Raw genomic sequence first — 15,707 nt, forward strand, 5'->3', positions numbered from 1 at the left:
TTTTTTACCTGCATGATTAATATCTGCAGTTTGTTTTGGCTTGGGAGCCAATCTTCACAGCTCCCAGTATTTACGGCTGGTATAGCTGCACACTTCACGTCACAGAATGCTGCTAAAACTGCATCTTTACTTTAAAAAACTATTATGAATTTTTATCAATATTTTGAGGCATACAAAAAGCCTAGTTCCACCAACATCGGAACTAAGCTCACACAGTGTTTGTGCCGTCATTACTGACCACATTAAAGAAATTTACATTTTCGCTACCGGAGAAAATGATTACTTCCTATGGCGACACAACAGAATTTTAGCATGCAATTATATAAAAAACAAGTTTTAACCAAACATATTTGCACTTCTAGCCTTACGGCCAAGCAGTTCTAGCATAATTTGATTGATTTGCCCTTTTAGCTGGTCAAACTCGCCTTCACGGGTTTTATTTGACTGAATAATTAATATTGTTTGAGCATTATTGGTGCTGCGCATAAAAGTATAATATCCCTGCCCAGCACCGTTAGCTGTTTTAGTTTGCAGCTTATTATTATTATAAAAACCGCCATTATAATAAGCAGGTGGTCCGGCCCGATATAGCAGCATACGACTCTTTTTAGTCAGTAATTTGCCCACCAGGAGATAATGAATTACTTTGGCCAAATCATGATTAGACATCACTACCGATCCTGCACCCAATTCATTATGGGCGTCTTTTAAAGCAGCCTTATGCTTAACCACATCATAACGACCCTTGCGGTAAATCATTCCCGGTACTAGGTGACTGGCAATTATTTTCCCCGGTTTAGACCATAAAAACTCAGTCTGTCTCAGCCTTAAAGGCCTAACATAAGTTTGACGAAATAGCCGTTCATAACTTTTTTTAGTAATCTGACTGGCAATTCCGCAGAGATACACATAGTTGAGTGAACTATAGTGCCATTTATTCAATAGACGTGGCTCAAAAATAGTTTTAGCCGCATCACAACGAATATTATCGCTATCTGAGATAAAATGCTTACGCCCTAACTTTGTTCCCGGCTTAAGATCCAGTCCTGCTGTCATTGCCAGCAGGTTTTTTATTTTAACCTTATTCGCGCCCGGAATTTGCGGATAAAATTGACTAAGCTTATCCTGCAAGCTTAACTTGCCTTCTTGTACCAAACGCATAACGATTGCAGCAGTCATAGACTTCTGCACAGAATTGATTAAATAACTAGTGTCAGTATTATTGCCTAAAGCATAGTTAAGCATAATTTTGCCATTTTTAATGACTAGAATTGAGCCTTTAATTCCCAGGGCATCAACTTGCTGGCGCACTACTTGCCTTTTAAAGATTCTTTTGAATTGCTTTTTAATGGATTTTCATTAGTTAAACTAATCTGATATGGCTTCTTTTGCCATTTGCGACTGTAAAAATAATTATGAATATTATAATTACGTGGAATATCGGCTTGCGCCATAAACGGCTTTACTGCCTGGTCAACAGCTACCCAGCCGCGCCAACCTATATGAATAGTATCCTCCATGAAATACTGTTCACCACCACGTTTGGATAAGTCAGTGACGTTATCAAAACCTTGGCTCGCCAGCTGGTATTTAATTTTAGAAACGGCCTTTTGGTACATCTTCTGGGATAAGCCCGTATAATTAGACCATTTTTCATTAATCGGCGGGATAATGAACAACACATTGGTATGCTGCTTGGCAAACTGGTGCAACATCAACTCGAAATCGCTGTATTCCACCGATTTGGTGTAATTAAAATGACGCTGACTATTTTTTAATTTAGCTAGTACTCTCTTATTTAAGCGCTTCTTATAAAAACGATTATTAATACCAAAGTTATTAGAATTGGTGTTTATAGCAGCCTGCTCACTTGCCACTTCATTTAAAGCTTTAACTGAATAGGTAGCTGGTAGCAGCTTGGCCCGATCGTTAATTTTTTTGATACGGTCACGCAACTGAAAGGTACTGAAAAACTTATCTTCATTGTTAAGTATGCGCCGCTGGTTTTCGAGATAAAAACGTTGAAAACCGGTTAGCTTTTGCCCGTGAGCAACTCTTTTCATCCCCTGCCTGACAAAACTATTCACTTCTGGCATTTGCAAGAAACGCTTAGCTGCATAGCGGTTTGTCGGTGTATCTTTTTTAATCTCTAACAGAAAATTACAGGCTTGTAGTGGTGAATAATACAGCGCGAAGGCATCGGGATTTTGCCCCATCTTGGTAAACCATTGCGGTGAAACAATGACCACGGCCTTTTTGCCCTTAAGCTGCTCGGGCGTGCTCTGCATTTCCAAAAAGTGCGCTAAGGATTGGCTACCTGGCCCACCTAACAAAAATGGCCGGTAATCGCGGTGATATTTTTGCGCGATTACACTCGGATGCAACGGATCAAGCCGTGACAATTCACTTGAACCATAAAAAGGCACATAACCCTCTTTATAAGCATCTTGTTTCATTAAGGAGCCCTTAAAAATGGTAGTTGTTTGCGAATTCGCAGCTTGATAGATCGCACCTTGCGAAAAAGTCCGCTCCCACGGCAATAAAAAGATGACCAGTAACAGGACTGCAGCGCAAAGTACCGGGCCAAAAATCTGCCACAGCCGGCGTTTGTTACTCATTTTCTAAATTTTCCACCTTTGCCACAATTTTATTAGGCGTGTCCCATTCATTTCTGTCAAATTCAGAAACAGGTACATCAATTTGGAATTTTTCCTGCAAATTTAACAACATTTGCACACTGGCCATTGAATCCATTAAACCGTTGGCAAAAATATTTTCATCCATTCTGTCTGTTAAATCTTCACCAGTTAAATCTTGTAAAATTGCTAAAACTTCTTTTTTGGTATCCATGATAAAAACTCCTTAATAATTCACTGCTTATTTCCAGCCAAACCATAATTGGCTGAGGAACCCTGAAAAAATCAGGAAACTGAAGCAAACAACATTAAAAGTAACAAAAATTGCCAGCCATTTCGTATATTTGTTCGATGGCAATTTATCTTTGTGCTTCTTTTTAAACCGCAACCAACAATCATTGATGATGATAGCGAAAGCATGGAATAAGCCGTAAACAATGTAGTACCAGGTTAATCCATGCCAGAAGCCCATTACTAAGAATAATAACAGATAAGCTGCTTGAGATAGTCTAACGGGATTCTTGAACAGCTTCTTCTTCATTGCAAAGAAGGTAAACCGCATATAGATGTAGTCGCGGAACCAGAAGGATAAGGTCATGTGCCAACGATTCCAGAATTCTTTGATGTTTTGCGCAATAAACGGCTTATTAAAGTTCATTGGAGTGTGAATGCCCATAAAATAGGAAATCGACACTGCAAACAAGGAATAGCCCGCAAAGTCAAAGAATAAATACATGCTGTAGCAGTACATGTAGGCGACTACCCACCACGACAGTTTCAAGCCGCCATTAGCCGTACCTGTTATCATTGCTGCTCGCGTAATTCTAGGTAGCCAGTGGGTACCAAAGAACCAGCCCAAGACAAATTTATATAAGAAGCCTTGAAACAAATAACGTGTCGCTAGTTCTAAATCAGTCAGATATTCGCTGCGTTTAGGGGCCGTATCACATTCCTTAGCAAACCTACGGTAGCGATCAATTGGGCCCGATGAAATAGTGGGAAAGAACAAGAGAAAGCGTAGATACGTTCCGAGATTAAGCTCTTTAATGGCACCATCGCGGACCTCCATTACAACTTGCACAGTCTTAAAAGTTAGGTAAGAGATGCCCAAAAATGCCAAAACGCCGGGTATCTTAGCTTGCAGAAAAGCAGTTTGCACTTTAACTAAAATCAGAGGCACAATTGCTAAAATGACGGCCAGATAGAAAACCCAGGTTTTATTTTGACTATTTTTGCGCCTCCGATAATAAAGGTAGCCGTAGGTGACTAGCAACTGAAACAGAACGTAGATAATCAAACTAACACCCTGTTGCCACTTTTCCGCATCAAAAATAAGAAAAAGAAAAACTAATGAGAACACAACTTCATAGATTTTTAAGCGGCGTCCCCAATACAGCCCAATAATGATTGGAATTAAACCAATCAACAAATACACAAAGTAATGCGGATTAGAGTATGGCTGCAAGTTAATGAAATTAAAATTCACTACTCGTTAACCTCCTTGATAACCGCTTTAATATCAACCTTACCATTTTGGGAGAAAGGTAATGTTTCACGGTAAACATAGCGCTGCGGAATCATATATGGCATCAGTTCTTTAGCTAAATCTGCTCTAATCATCTTAGTGATTTCTGCTTCAGAATAGCGGTCTTTCACACCATCTTTGAGTTTAATTTCGGCAACAATTTGCTTAACCGTATGATCTTGGTTGTATTTAGGTGCGGCTACCCCGTGATCAACCAACTCATTCATCCCGATATAATGGTTAATTTCTTCCAGTTCAATACGGTAGCCGTTAAACTTGATCTGAAAATCAATCCTGCCCCGATAAAAGAGCATGCCGTGGTCAAAGAAGCCTTCATCACCTGAACGGTGACTCAGATATTGATCACCCGGTTTTTTAAAGAAAGCCTTAGCAGTTTTTGCAGGATTATTCATATAACCCTTCGAAGTACTCGGCCCGGTAATGATAATCTCGCCTTCATCCGGTTGATCGCCCTTAGTTTTATCAATAGTAATTTTGGTATCAGCTTTAACTTTGCCTATAGGCAGACGGTCATATTTTTTTAAAACAGCATCAGTAATTTCTACTTGAGTGACTGCGACCGTAGTTTCAGTTGGCCCGTAAGTGTTAAAAATACGCGTCTGGGGAAATTTCTTTTTTAACATTACCACTTCGTTATGTGGCAATTCTTCACCGCAAAACATGAAATGAGTCAGGTTTGGATGGTGCTTTTCGTCAAAAGTTTTATCCAGAAAACACATTTGCGCAAATGAAGGTGTCGAAACCCAGACGTTAAATTGCAAATTGGGCAGCGTCTGAAACAGCTGGGCAAAATTTTGCGTGACTTCATGTGGCAGAGCCACTAACTTTCCTGCTCCAACTAAAGCGGGATAAAGACTCATCACTGAAAGATCAAATGAATATGGCGCTTGGGATAAAAATGCTGGATGCTCGGGCAGATCAAAATCCGTCATTTCCCAATTGATAAAGCTAAGCAGATTATTATGACTAATTTGCACCCCTTTAGGCTTGCCACTGGTGCCTGAAGTAAAAATGATATAGAAGTTGTCATCACCTTGAACAAAGTTCGCAGGGGCAGATTCAAAGTCTCCTTTTTCTACATCAGCAGGATGCACTACTTTAATAGGTGGTAAATCAATTTCAGGCAGATCGTCAATCGCTAGAAGCGCTTCAGCGCGGGAAACATCTTGGATCATAACTATCCGTTCAGCATTAGAGTAACTGGCAATGGGAATATAAGCATGCCCCGACTTGACACAACCCAAAAAACTGGCAACAATTTCGAAGTCTTGGCCGCCCCAGATCATAACTGGGCTTTGAGGCGAAAGACCTAAATTGGCAATTTTATGTGCCCACTCATCTGAACGCTTTTTTAAATCACCATAGGTATTGGTTTTACCCAAATAATCATAGGCTATACGCTCAGGTTCTTTTTGGGCAACTTCATCAATTTTTGCAATTACATTTTTAATCATATTAACGTACCATCTTAAAATTCATTATAAATAAAGTGAACGGAAGTAAGGCCGCTGTATTGATACAAATAAATTAGTACCAGTAAAATGACGCAATAGATAATTGTCGTCAAAATAAACTTACCCACACGTTTACCACGTGAATCAGTTTTTTCTTTTTTAGCCATAATTTCAGATCTCTTTCAAATATCAATAAAATGTACTATCGAATATAGTACTACTAAAGATTTCCAACTAAAAAAATCGTCATCAACTTTTACCAAATTTAAATATTTTCCTAATACTATTCGCTATTCAGTTTACGGCAAGCGTGATATGCAAAACCTAGCGGAATTGCCACAATAACCGGTCCAAATAACAATGCGATAATTATCAGAATAAAAATATTTTTTTCTTTGAGCCAGCGCTCACTTAACGCAGTAGTCAGAATATAGACCGCAAACAAAATTGTGAAAACCAGTTCCGCTAAAAAGAGATATCTCAAGGGACTTTGACCAATTCGCTGGTAGAACAATAACAAGTTGGATGCTGGTAGTAAACAAAACCAACCTGAAAAACGTAACCAGAAAGTAATTTTTTTACGGTAATCTTGCTTTTTCATATTTCTCCTTAGGCTTTAATTCTATTATTTGAAATAAAGTAAGTCCAATTATAGCAATGAGACTTGTAACAAACAATTTTGCAGTAATCTAAAATTTGCATTTTTCCTACTTTCGTCATACTTTTTTCACATTTTATAGTTATACTGAAAATGTGATATAGGAAACATTTGCTTTTTTCTTATATCACACTCAACTTTTTGTTTTTCATTCATACTCCTCCAAGTATAATAATGAAAAAACCGAAATGACTTTACAGGTCATTTTCATATCTATCCCTTTCGACTCACGTGCGTTACGTGAGTTTTTCTATGGTCTTAAACAGTTCTAAAGAAATTCTTTACTCTTTTATAAGAGATTTTCTAACTTAACTTCATATTTTAGAGATATTATTTTTTATGTAGTAAGCGAAAGCAAAACTTACTACATACTCCCACTTTTTTATTTCATTCATTCTTACTCCTTCAAAGTAGATGAAAACTAACAGGCTCGCAGATCTTGCGGGCCTTTTTTCTTTGTTATAGGATTAAATTTGAACAATTATTATTTTTCATGATGAAAGGTTTATATTTAATGTTTTCACCCACAATCAAACACTTATTGGAAGAAAAATCAGGTTCTTTCATTATCCCTGCCTCTCGCATCGCTTTTGTTGAAGACGACAATCCCTTATATCACGCATTTATGATTCTGACGCGTGTCAAATATTCAAAAATTCCGGTTCTTGACCGTCAAAGCCGTGTTGTTGGACTTTTAAGTTTGGCAATGATTACAGATAAAATGATGGAAACAGACAGCATCTCACTTGAACCACTAAATAAATTGCAAGTGCGCGATGTCATGCAGACAAAATTTGACAAAATTAACTTCGTGCAAACGACTTTAGAAACACAATTGCACTTACTTGTTAACAACGCCTTTCTACCCGTTGTTGATGATTATGGCGTTTTTCAGGGGCTGCTAACTCGAAGAGAATGGATTAAGGCTTTTAATTACATTGCCCACAATTTTGAAAGCAAGTATCAAGTTACTCCTATTAATAAAAGCAAACAATTATGAAATATACTGTTAATTTATGATTATTTATTACTTTTTAGTGTACTTTATTCTAAACTAGGCTATAATAAAAAGTAGTAGGGAACAACGTGTTGTTATTTCCTTATATGGCTATTTGGTTGATATGATATTAAAATTTCAATCATTTTTAGTATGTATTTTTAAATATATACACAGTTACAGATATTCTGAATTTTAATTAGGAAATAAATAACACTTTGCTAAATTAGTTAATAGGTTTTATTGGTAATCCTAAAGTATTTGGAAAAGAAGAACACTAATATGGCAAGTAAAATGATTTCTGAGCAACTAACTTTTTTGGTAAGCGCAATTATTAAAAACTGGACTTATCCTAATGGTCAAGAATTATCGTTAAAAGAGCGGTCTGAATTGGTTGCTCAGCTAAAAGAACTGACCGCAAATTCAAAAAATATGGATGAAGTAACAAAAATTACTGAGGCTTTTTATAGAGATAAGGTAAGTAAAAGATTCAAATCAGTGGATTCAAACTTTTCTTGGATCTTTATGATCTTGCAACATGAATTAGTATCAGCTACCCGGTTGCATGCCCTTTTGCTAGACTTGGCACGTGAAGAACACTTTTCGGAAAAAGGAATAGAGAAAATTAACCACTACTTTGCTGAAACTGATGATTACGGTGATAATGACAACTTTATTACCATGTCTTCTTCTGACATAATTGATTCTATCGGCAGAACGAAAATCTTTCAAATCACCCCAATAAATGATGACGATAAGAAATCTTCAAAAAATCTTCATCTTGAAACTAACTCAAAACAAAATAAACAAAGTAAGCAATTCAATAAGATTATTAAACTTAAAGATTATTAAATTAATGAAGGTGTTTAGTTCTCCACCTTCTTTTTTTTATGCTAAAAATTATATTCTAATTTAGACTTATTCTAAATTAGTGTTAAAATAAAAATTATACTATTTTAGGAGGAAGCAATTAATGAGTTTAAAACGTCAATGGAAATTTATCCTGGTGTTAGTCGTTGGAATTATTGGTTTGTTTTGCCAATTTGGTTTGAAAGCAAAAAGCCTGTTTCAGTTAGGCAGTTTACAGTTCCCCATTCAAGCAATTTTGATTGATATTATCGGTATTATGATGGCAATTTCTTTATTATGTGAAATTGCTAGCGACTTTAAGTCAGGGCGTTATGGTGTTGACATTTTAGCCGTGATTGCTGTCGTTTCTACAATACTAATTGGAGATATTTGGGCCGAATGGATGATCTTGGTCATGATGACGGGTGGTCAAACACTGGAAGATTATGCCACTGGTCAAGCAGATAAAGAATTGCGCTCCCTTTTAAGCAATTCTCCAACAATTGCCAATAAAATAGTTAATAAAGAATTGGTTTCTGTTGATGTTGACCAGTTAACAATTGGTGATCACGTTCTGATTAAGCCGGGTGAACAAGTTCCAGTTGATGGTAAAGTAGTTAGCGGAGAATCAAGTTTTGACCAGTCATCATTAACAGGAGAATCAGTACCTGTTAATAAAAAAATTGGTGATGAGCTAATGTCCGGCTCAATTAATGGTAGTGTTGCCGTAGAAATGACCGTTACTAAAAAAGCCAGTGATTCAGAATATCAAACAATTGTTTCACTAGTTGAATCTTCACAAGCACAACCAGCAAAATTTGTTAAAATGGCTGACCGTTACGCTGTGCCTTTTACTATTATTTCCTTGGTAATCGGAATTGCTGCCTGGATTCACTCTGGCAATCCTGTTAACTTTGCAGAAGTTATGGTTGTTGCCTCGCCTTGTCCTTTATTAATAGCTGCACCTGTAGCCTTAGTATCAGGCATGAGCTCAATGTCAAAACACCACATCATAGTTAAGTCTGGTCCTACTTTAGAAAAATTAGCTACGGCTAAAACATTTGCGTTTGACAAAACTGGCACACTAACAGAAAACCAGCTGGTAATTGATAAAATCATTCCAGCAAATAATGGTGCGGCTTTTAGTCCAGAAACTTTGCAAAGCTATGCTACCAGTGTAGAACAACAGTCTAGCCACATTATTGCCAATTCATTAGTAAATGTAGCTGATAAAAAGCTTTTAAAACCAGCAACAGATATTAAAGAAGCCACCGGTCAAGGAATCAGTGGTACGGTAGAAAATCATTTAGTCAAAGTTGGTAAATTACAATATGTTAGCCCTGAAACGAAAACTGCTCCGATTAACGCTACTGCTGTTTACATTTCCATTGACAACAAGTATGCTGGTTGCATTACCTTTAAAGATCAAGTTCGTCCGGAAAGTGCAGAAACAATAGCACGCTTGAAACGTCAAAGTGGTGCTCATATCATGATGCTAACCGGAGATCATAAAGATGTTGCTGATAAAATTGGTCAGTCTGTAGGTGTTACTGATATCCGTTACGACTTATTACCAGCAGAAAAAATTGCTGCTATTAGAGATGTCAAAAATGAAGATAGACCCGTAGTAATGACGGGTGATGGTATCAACGATGCACCTAGTTTGTCAGCTGCTGATGTTGGTATTGCTATGGGGGCAAAAGGCGCTTCTGCTGCCAGTGAAAGTGCGGACGCCATCATTATGGTTAATGATTTATCAAAAATTAATGATGCAGTGGCAATATCCAAGCATACTATGAAAGTTGCTAACATTGATGTTTTAACCGCTATTACGATAGTAGTTATCATCGAATTGATTGCTTTTACCGGTATTATTCCTGCTTTTTGGGGAGCAATTCTACAGGAAGTTGTTGATATGATTTCGATCAGCCTTGCGCTATTAGCAAAAACTACTCCCAAAAATCCTGCACAAACCGGCATTAAAGCCTCTAAGTAAACTTTAAAATTTTTTCAACTAAAAAGCCTGATAATTGCATTTAATATCTGATGCAAACTTATCAGGCTTTTTTATACAAAACCCAGTGAATTAAAAAGCATGTGTGACAGCATTGAATAGCGCAGATCCCTGGTGGTAGTGTAGACCCATGCTAATACACACCCTAGTGCCCAATAAACTAATATGTATTTAGTTAATCCGGGATCATGAACATAGCCAAAAATAAGACCACTTAGAATTATCCCCAGCCACTTATTTAATTTGTTCTTTTCTTTAAAGAAAGTATTGAAGAATAATCCACGAAAGATGAGTTCTTCAAACATCGGTCCCACTAAAATAACCATTACCGGATAGAAATAACCTGACTGATGGGAAATTTGATCAAGCAAATTTTGATTGGTGGAAGTTTGTTCAAGACCTAGTCCCAAAGCAAACTGAACGACCGCACTAGCAATAATCAGCATGAATGTTCCTAAAAGGGCAATCAATATTTTCTTGAAATGCCAATGTGGTCTGCTATTGTAGTTCCAATTGTTACTTTGCTTTAATTGCATGCGATACAGGAAAAAGATTAATAACAAAGTTATAATTGTAATTGCCAGTACCAGAATAACAAAAGAAGAACTAGTTAATCCCAGTCTTTTTTTTAATTTAAAAGGGTAAAAGTAAAATTGTTGTACGAAGCTGTAAATTATAAAAGCAGCAATCATAATAATTATATTGCCTAAGAAATAAAAAATTTTCTTCATCATGTTGCACCCTTTTAATATTAAAATCAGAATAGTCAGCTAACAACAAGTTTTCGTGGCATGTGCTACCAATTCATTAAAACCAGTTTGAAACAAAATATTGCCTACTAGATTATTTCCCGGGAAATAACTTTATTATTTTATCATATTTTAATTTACTAGGACTTTTTATTCATCTTTATTATAATAGACTTAGTTTTAACATCTAAGGTAGGTTATTATGATCAGAATTTTTGAAATACTAAACCAGAACCGCTCTTTTATAATTCTATCGCTTATTATGCTGACATCTTTTGCAGTATTTTTAATTTCATGGTTAAAAGAACCACGCAGATTACTTAATGGCATTTTATTTACCATTTTTTTACTGATGCTTGGTGTGTGGCTGACAGTGATGATTTTATCTACCAGTATTCGGCCGCTCATATTAGCTTATGAAATTATAATAGTGCTGTTTATAGCGGCAATAACTTTGATGGCGGCTTTTTCATGGCTGTTTTTCTTATGGAATGCCTATATTGTATGGAAAAGGGAAAGTCATACTCTATCTAACCTTTTAACTTTATTTATTGGTATCGGAATAATAGTTATTTGGCTCATTGCATTGATTGGTCCCTTTAGAAATCTGCCTTCTTGGGTAAGAATTCTTTTGTATGCCCCTACTGGTGTCTTAGATTATTTACTTTTTGTTGCCTATGATTTTTTAGTCAATCTCACGCTTTATCAAATTGTACCAAGACAGTATGATCAAGACTACCTAATTGTCTTAGGAGCAGGACTTTCACACGGTGAAACTGTTACACCGTTATTAGCAAGTCGCATTAATCGCGCCATTGAATATGCTCAAAAGCAAGTTACTAAGGGAAGAAAAATGCCTAAACTGATCATGTCCGGTGGTAAAGGCGGAGATGAAAAAGTTTCTGAAGCTCAAGCTATGACCGAATATGCTATCGCAAGGGGAATTGAGCCTAACCAAATCTTACTTGAAGATCGTTCCAAAAATACTTTCCAAAACATGAAATTTTCTGCCCAAGTGGCAGCAAAAGATTTTGGGAGTAAAGACTACAGAGCTAAGTTTTTCAGTAATAACTATCACATTTTCAGGGCTTCTCTTTATGCTAAAGCAGCAGGTTTAAACGCAAATGGCGTAGGCTGCTATACTCGTTTCTATTTTCTACCTAATGCTATTGTGCGCGAGTTTGCGGCAGTTTTACTCTTAAAAAAGAAAAGGCACATTGTTGCCATCCTCTTAATTATTCTCTTCTTCATTATTTACGCTTTATTTGATTTAACTGGTCTTATTCATTAAAAAATTTAATTAGCAGAATTATTATCATTAGAAAAAATAAAGTTTGGTCTTAAAAACAACTTCTTTTGGCTTTGCGATTTTATAAATGTTAAACTATCTCTTATTAATTAATTATTAAAAAGAAAGAGAAAAAGACATGCTGCAGTTAAAAGATTTACGTAAATCATATCATGTCGGTGATACTGTCACCCATGCACTTGATGATGTTTCCATATCTTTTCGTAACCAGGAATTCGTCGCAATATTAGGACCTAGTGGTTCTGGTAAAACAACGCTCTTAAACGTTGTGGGCGGACTTGATCGCTATGATAGTGGCGATCTAGTTATCAATGGTAAATCCACTAAGAATTTTAAAGAAACAGATTGGGATGCTTATCGGAACAATTCCGTTGGTTTTGTTTTTCAAAATTATAATTTGATTTCACATTTATCAATCATTGCTAATGTTGAATTAGGAATGAATCTGTCTGGCGTTTCAGCTGCGGAAAGACATCAGCGGGCAGTCAATGCCTTAACGCAAGTCGGATTAAAGGATCATATTTCTAAAAACCCCAACCAGCTTTCTGGTGGACAAATGCAAAGGGTTGCCATCGCCCGTGCTTTAGCAAACGATCCTGATATTCTGCTTTGCGATGAGCCAACGGGTGCTCTTGACACCAAAACTTCCGAGCAAATCATGAAACTAATCAAAGAGCTGTCAAAAGACCGCCTAGTAGTTATGGTTACCCATAATTCAGAGCTCGCTCAAGAATATGCAACCAGAATCGTCAATTTTAAAGACGGCAAAATTTTAAATGATTCCAACCCCTTCACTCCTGAAAAAGAGAAAGATACTTTTGAATTAAAACGGACAAAAATGTCCTATTGGAATGCTATTAAATTAAGCTTTACCAATATCATGACTAAAAAAGGCAGAACCACCTTAACTGCCTTTGCCTCAAGTATCGGCATTATTTCTATTGCAGTTGTATTGGCTTTGTCTAACGGTTTTCAAAAACAGATTGACACGACGATGAGCAAAGCACTGGCTAAATATCCCGTTACCATCAATCAAACTGCTACGGATGCCAGCAGTGTGCAAGACCGCAATGAATCTGATAAAAATGTCAAAAATCACGGCTATATCACAATTGAAAAAGATAGGCTGCAAGAGTCAACTCACCAAAACAAAATTGATCAAAAATACGTTAATTACGTTAAAAAGATCAATCCTAATTATGCCAACAGCATTTCATACCAGCGCGGCGTTAATTTAAATATCTTGACGCGTAAAAACCATAAAGTTAAGCCTGTGCAATTTTCGCCAATCTCCGCTGATTCAAACGGCTCACAGGCTGCTGCTCAGATGCGCATGCAGGCAATTAGTGCCACTGGTCTGGGCTCTTCCGTCTTTCCTACTACTCTAAGAAAAAGCAAAAACAATTTTTTAAAAGAAAATTACCAATTATTGTCTGGTGCTTGGCCAGATAAGTCCACTGACCTGGTTTTAGTGACTGACAACAAAAACAAGCTAAATATTAACATCCTTAAAAACCTGGGTTTAAAAGTTAAAACAGGAGAAAGGTTAAAATACCAGAAGCTAGTTGGGCAAAAATTTAAAATTGTTGCTAACGATGATTATTATCAAAAACTGCCTACTGGAATGTTCATACCGCAAAAAGTAAGCAATTCGATGTATGAAAATAGTAAAACTACTCTCCGAATTGTTGGCGTCATCCGACCTAAAAATGAAAATTCGACGGCTCTTTTATCGTCTGGAATTGCCTACAGTGATAAGCTGGCACAAAATATTATTAAGGAAAATAAGAATTCAGCAATAGTAAAAGCCCAAAAGAAAATCACTCAAAATGTGATGACTGGTCAAAATATGAATACACGGGAAAAGAAGCAAATGATACAGTCAATTGGTGGTTCCACAATTCCAACCAGTATCATGATTTATCCTAACGATTTTGATGCTAAAGACAAAGTACTTGATTATTTAGATAAGTGGAACAAGGGCAAAAAGAAACAAGATAAAATTATCTATACTGACATGTCAAACGCTGTAACTTCAATGACTGGCGGTTTGCTAAATGGTATTACTACCGTCTTAGTTGCTTTTGCCGCTATTTCTTTAGTAACCTCAATGATCATGATTGGAATTTTAACTTATACTTCTGTTTTGGAAAGAACCAAAGAAATTGGTATTTTGAAGGCCTTAGGTGCACGCAAAAAAGATATCACCCGTGTCTTTGATGCAGAAACATTTATATTAGGTATCTTTTCCGGCGTGTTAGGCGTATTCATTGCCTGGCTGCTGGTATTCCCGATTAACTCTGTTCTCTACTCCATTACGGACCTATCTAATGTTGCACAGCTAAATCCGGTGCACGCAGTGGTATTAGTTATTATTTCCACTATTTTGACAATGCTTGGTGGACATTTGCCTGCGCGTATGGCAGCCAAAAAGGATGCAGCAATTGCATTAAGAAGTGAATAATTAATAATTGCTAATGAGTTCAATTAACGTGTGTTTCACATGTAACATTAATTGAACTCTTTTTATATTTAAAAAATAGTAATTAATGCACTTTATACCAGTTGACAAATTGGCATATACCAATTTATAATTAAGGTAACAAACATGGAGGCGTAAATAAAATGAAAGTAATTATTACAAGTGACAAGTCTAATGGTAGTAAAAAGGGCTTTGAAATTTTTGAAAAAAGTATCGCTAATGGTGCCAAAGTTATTGGCTTAGCAACTGGCTCTACTCCTGTTGCTTTATACCAAGAATGGGTTAAGAGCGACATGGATACGAGTAACCTAACCAGCATCAACCTTGATGAATATGTTGGTTTAGCTCCTGACAATGACCAAAGCTACCATTACTTTATGCAAAAATACTTATTCAATGAAAAGCCATTTAAGAAGACTTATGTGCCAGATGGTATTAAAGCAATCAAGGATCCTGAAGGAGCTTCAGACGATTACAACAAGATAATTGCAGAGAATCCAATTGATATCCAGTTATTGGGCATTGGTAGAAATGGACATATTGCCTTTAATGAACCAGGAACATCATTTGATTCCGTTACCCATGAAGTAAAACTGACAGACAATACTATTAAAGCTAACTCACGTTTCTTTGATAACATTGATGATGTGCCAAAGACTGCAATCTGTATGGGAATAGCTAACATTATGTCTGCAAAAGAAATTGTGGTAATGGCATTTGGCGACAATAAAGCTGATGCTGTGGCTAAAATGGTTGAAGGCCCAGTAACAGAAGATGTACCTGCTTCAGTTTTGCAACAACATCAAAATGTCACTGTAATTGTTGATCAGGCTGCAGCAAGCAAGTTAAGTGCTAAATATCAAAAATAATCAGTTCGTTTTTGCAAATAAAGGCGGTGCCATAAAGCACCGCTTTTTGTGTGTAAAAATTCGCAAACTGTTAATGTATATATATGGAGCATATTGTTAGTCTGTTAAAATAATCAGTATTATTATTAAGGTGAACACTGAGAG

Annotated in this window: 14 protein-coding genes; 6 read left to right on the plus strand and 8 right to left on the minus strand. The window is 36.5% G+C overall.

Annotation, left to right across the window (positions count from 1 at the left end; all coding sequences use genetic code 11):
* Nucleotides 1–336: 336 nt before the first annotated feature.
* From H3T47_RS01785 to H3T47_RS01815, 7 genes are all read right to left on the minus strand, one after another.
* On the minus strand, nucleotides 337–1,311 hold the full coding sequence (locus tag H3T47_RS01785) for a serine hydrolase (protein WP_199282350.1): 975 nt from the start codon (nucleotides 1,309–1,311) through the stop codon (nucleotides 337–339).
* On the minus strand, nucleotides 1,311–2,618 hold the full coding sequence (gene dltD, locus H3T47_RS01790; RefSeq protein WP_199282351.1) for a D-alanyl-lipoteichoic acid biosynthesis protein DltD: 1,308 nt from the start codon (nucleotides 2,616–2,618) through the stop codon (nucleotides 1,311–1,313). Before dltD ends, H3T47_RS01785 begins: the two co-directional genes overlap by 1 nt.
* Nucleotides 2,611–2,850 (minus strand): D-alanine--poly(phosphoribitol) ligase subunit DltC, encoded by a 240-nt coding sequence (gene dltC, locus H3T47_RS01795; protein ID WP_038524744.1) that lies wholly within the window; start codon nucleotides 2,848–2,850, stop codon nucleotides 2,611–2,613. The genes dltD and dltC overlap by 8 nt, the downstream gene beginning before the upstream one ends.
* 27 nt (nucleotides 2,851–2,877) lie before the next feature.
* Nucleotides 2,878–4,122, minus strand: a complete 1,245-nt coding sequence (dltB, locus tag H3T47_RS01800) for a D-alanyl-lipoteichoic acid biosynthesis protein DltB (protein ID WP_199282352.1) — start codon at nucleotides 4,120–4,122, stop codon at nucleotides 2,878–2,880.
* On the minus strand, nucleotides 4,122–5,636 hold the full coding sequence (gene dltA, locus H3T47_RS01805; protein ID WP_199282353.1) for a D-alanine--poly(phosphoribitol) ligase subunit DltA: 1,515 nt from the start codon (nucleotides 5,634–5,636) through the stop codon (nucleotides 4,122–4,124). The genes dltB and dltA overlap by 1 nt, the downstream gene beginning before the upstream one ends.
* Nucleotides 5,637–5,650: 14 nt before the next feature.
* Nucleotides 5,651–5,803, minus strand: a complete 153-nt coding sequence (locus tag H3T47_RS01810; RefSeq protein ID WP_038524754.1) for a teichoic acid D-Ala incorporation-associated protein DltX — start codon at nucleotides 5,801–5,803, stop codon at nucleotides 5,651–5,653.
* Between the two features lie 116 nt (nucleotides 5,804–5,919).
* Nucleotides 5,920–6,237: a hypothetical protein gene (locus tag H3T47_RS01815; RefSeq protein WP_199282354.1), complete on the minus strand. Its 318-nt coding sequence runs from the start codon at nucleotides 6,235–6,237 to the stop codon at nucleotides 5,920–5,922.
* Between the two features lie 571 nt (nucleotides 6,238–6,808).
* On the opposite strand from H3T47_RS01815, the gene cbpB reads away from it, so the two are divergent.
* The 3 genes from cbpB to H3T47_RS01830 all read left to right on the plus strand — a co-directional run bounded on the left by cbpB (nucleotide 6,809) and on the right by H3T47_RS01830 (nucleotide 10,136).
* Nucleotides 6,809–7,294 (plus strand): cyclic-di-AMP-binding protein CbpB, encoded by a 486-nt coding sequence (gene cbpB / locus H3T47_RS01820; RefSeq protein ID WP_109918958.1) that lies wholly within the window; start codon nucleotides 6,809–6,811, stop codon nucleotides 7,292–7,294.
* A 279-nt stretch (nucleotides 7,295–7,573) separates the two neighbouring features.
* Nucleotides 7,574–8,143, plus strand: coding sequence for a hypothetical protein (locus H3T47_RS01825; protein ID WP_187159521.1), 570 nt, complete (start codon nucleotides 7,574–7,576; stop codon nucleotides 8,141–8,143).
* A 121-nt stretch (nucleotides 8,144–8,264) separates the two neighbouring features.
* Nucleotides 8,265–10,136 (plus strand): heavy metal translocating P-type ATPase, encoded by a 1,872-nt coding sequence (locus H3T47_RS01830; protein ID WP_199282355.1) that lies wholly within the window; start codon nucleotides 8,265–8,267, stop codon nucleotides 10,134–10,136.
* A 71-nt stretch (nucleotides 10,137–10,207) separates the two neighbouring features.
* On the opposite strand, the gene H3T47_RS01835 is transcribed toward H3T47_RS01830, so the two are convergent.
* Nucleotides 10,208–10,885: a CPBP family intramembrane glutamic endopeptidase gene (locus tag H3T47_RS01835; protein ID WP_199282356.1), complete on the minus strand. Its 678-nt coding sequence runs from the start codon at nucleotides 10,883–10,885 to the stop codon at nucleotides 10,208–10,210.
* Between the two features lie 217 nt (nucleotides 10,886–11,102).
* On the opposite strand from H3T47_RS01835, the gene H3T47_RS01840 reads away from it, so the two are divergent.
* From H3T47_RS01840 to H3T47_RS01850, 3 genes are all read left to right on the plus strand, one after another.
* Nucleotides 11,103–12,194: a YdcF family protein gene (locus H3T47_RS01840; protein ID WP_370567560.1), complete on the plus strand. Its 1,092-nt coding sequence runs from the start codon at nucleotides 11,103–11,105 to the stop codon at nucleotides 12,192–12,194.
* Nucleotides 12,195–12,330: 136 nt separating this feature from the next.
* Nucleotides 12,331–14,676, plus strand: a complete 2,346-nt coding sequence (locus tag H3T47_RS01845) for an ATP-binding cassette domain-containing protein (protein ID WP_199282357.1) — start codon at nucleotides 12,331–12,333, stop codon at nucleotides 14,674–14,676.
* A gap of 161 nt (nucleotides 14,677–14,837) precedes the next feature.
* Complete coding sequence (locus H3T47_RS01850) at nucleotides 14,838–15,563, plus strand: glucosamine-6-phosphate deaminase (RefSeq protein ID WP_046327829.1); 726 nt, start codon at nucleotides 14,838–14,840, stop codon at nucleotides 15,561–15,563.
* The last annotated feature ends 144 nt before the right edge of the window (nucleotides 15,564–15,707 follow it).

It is taken from the genome of Lactobacillus sp. W8093, assembly GCF_016100925.1.
Taxonomy (GTDB): Bacteria; Bacillota; Bacilli; order Lactobacillales; family Lactobacillaceae; genus Lactobacillus; species Lactobacillus helsingborgensis.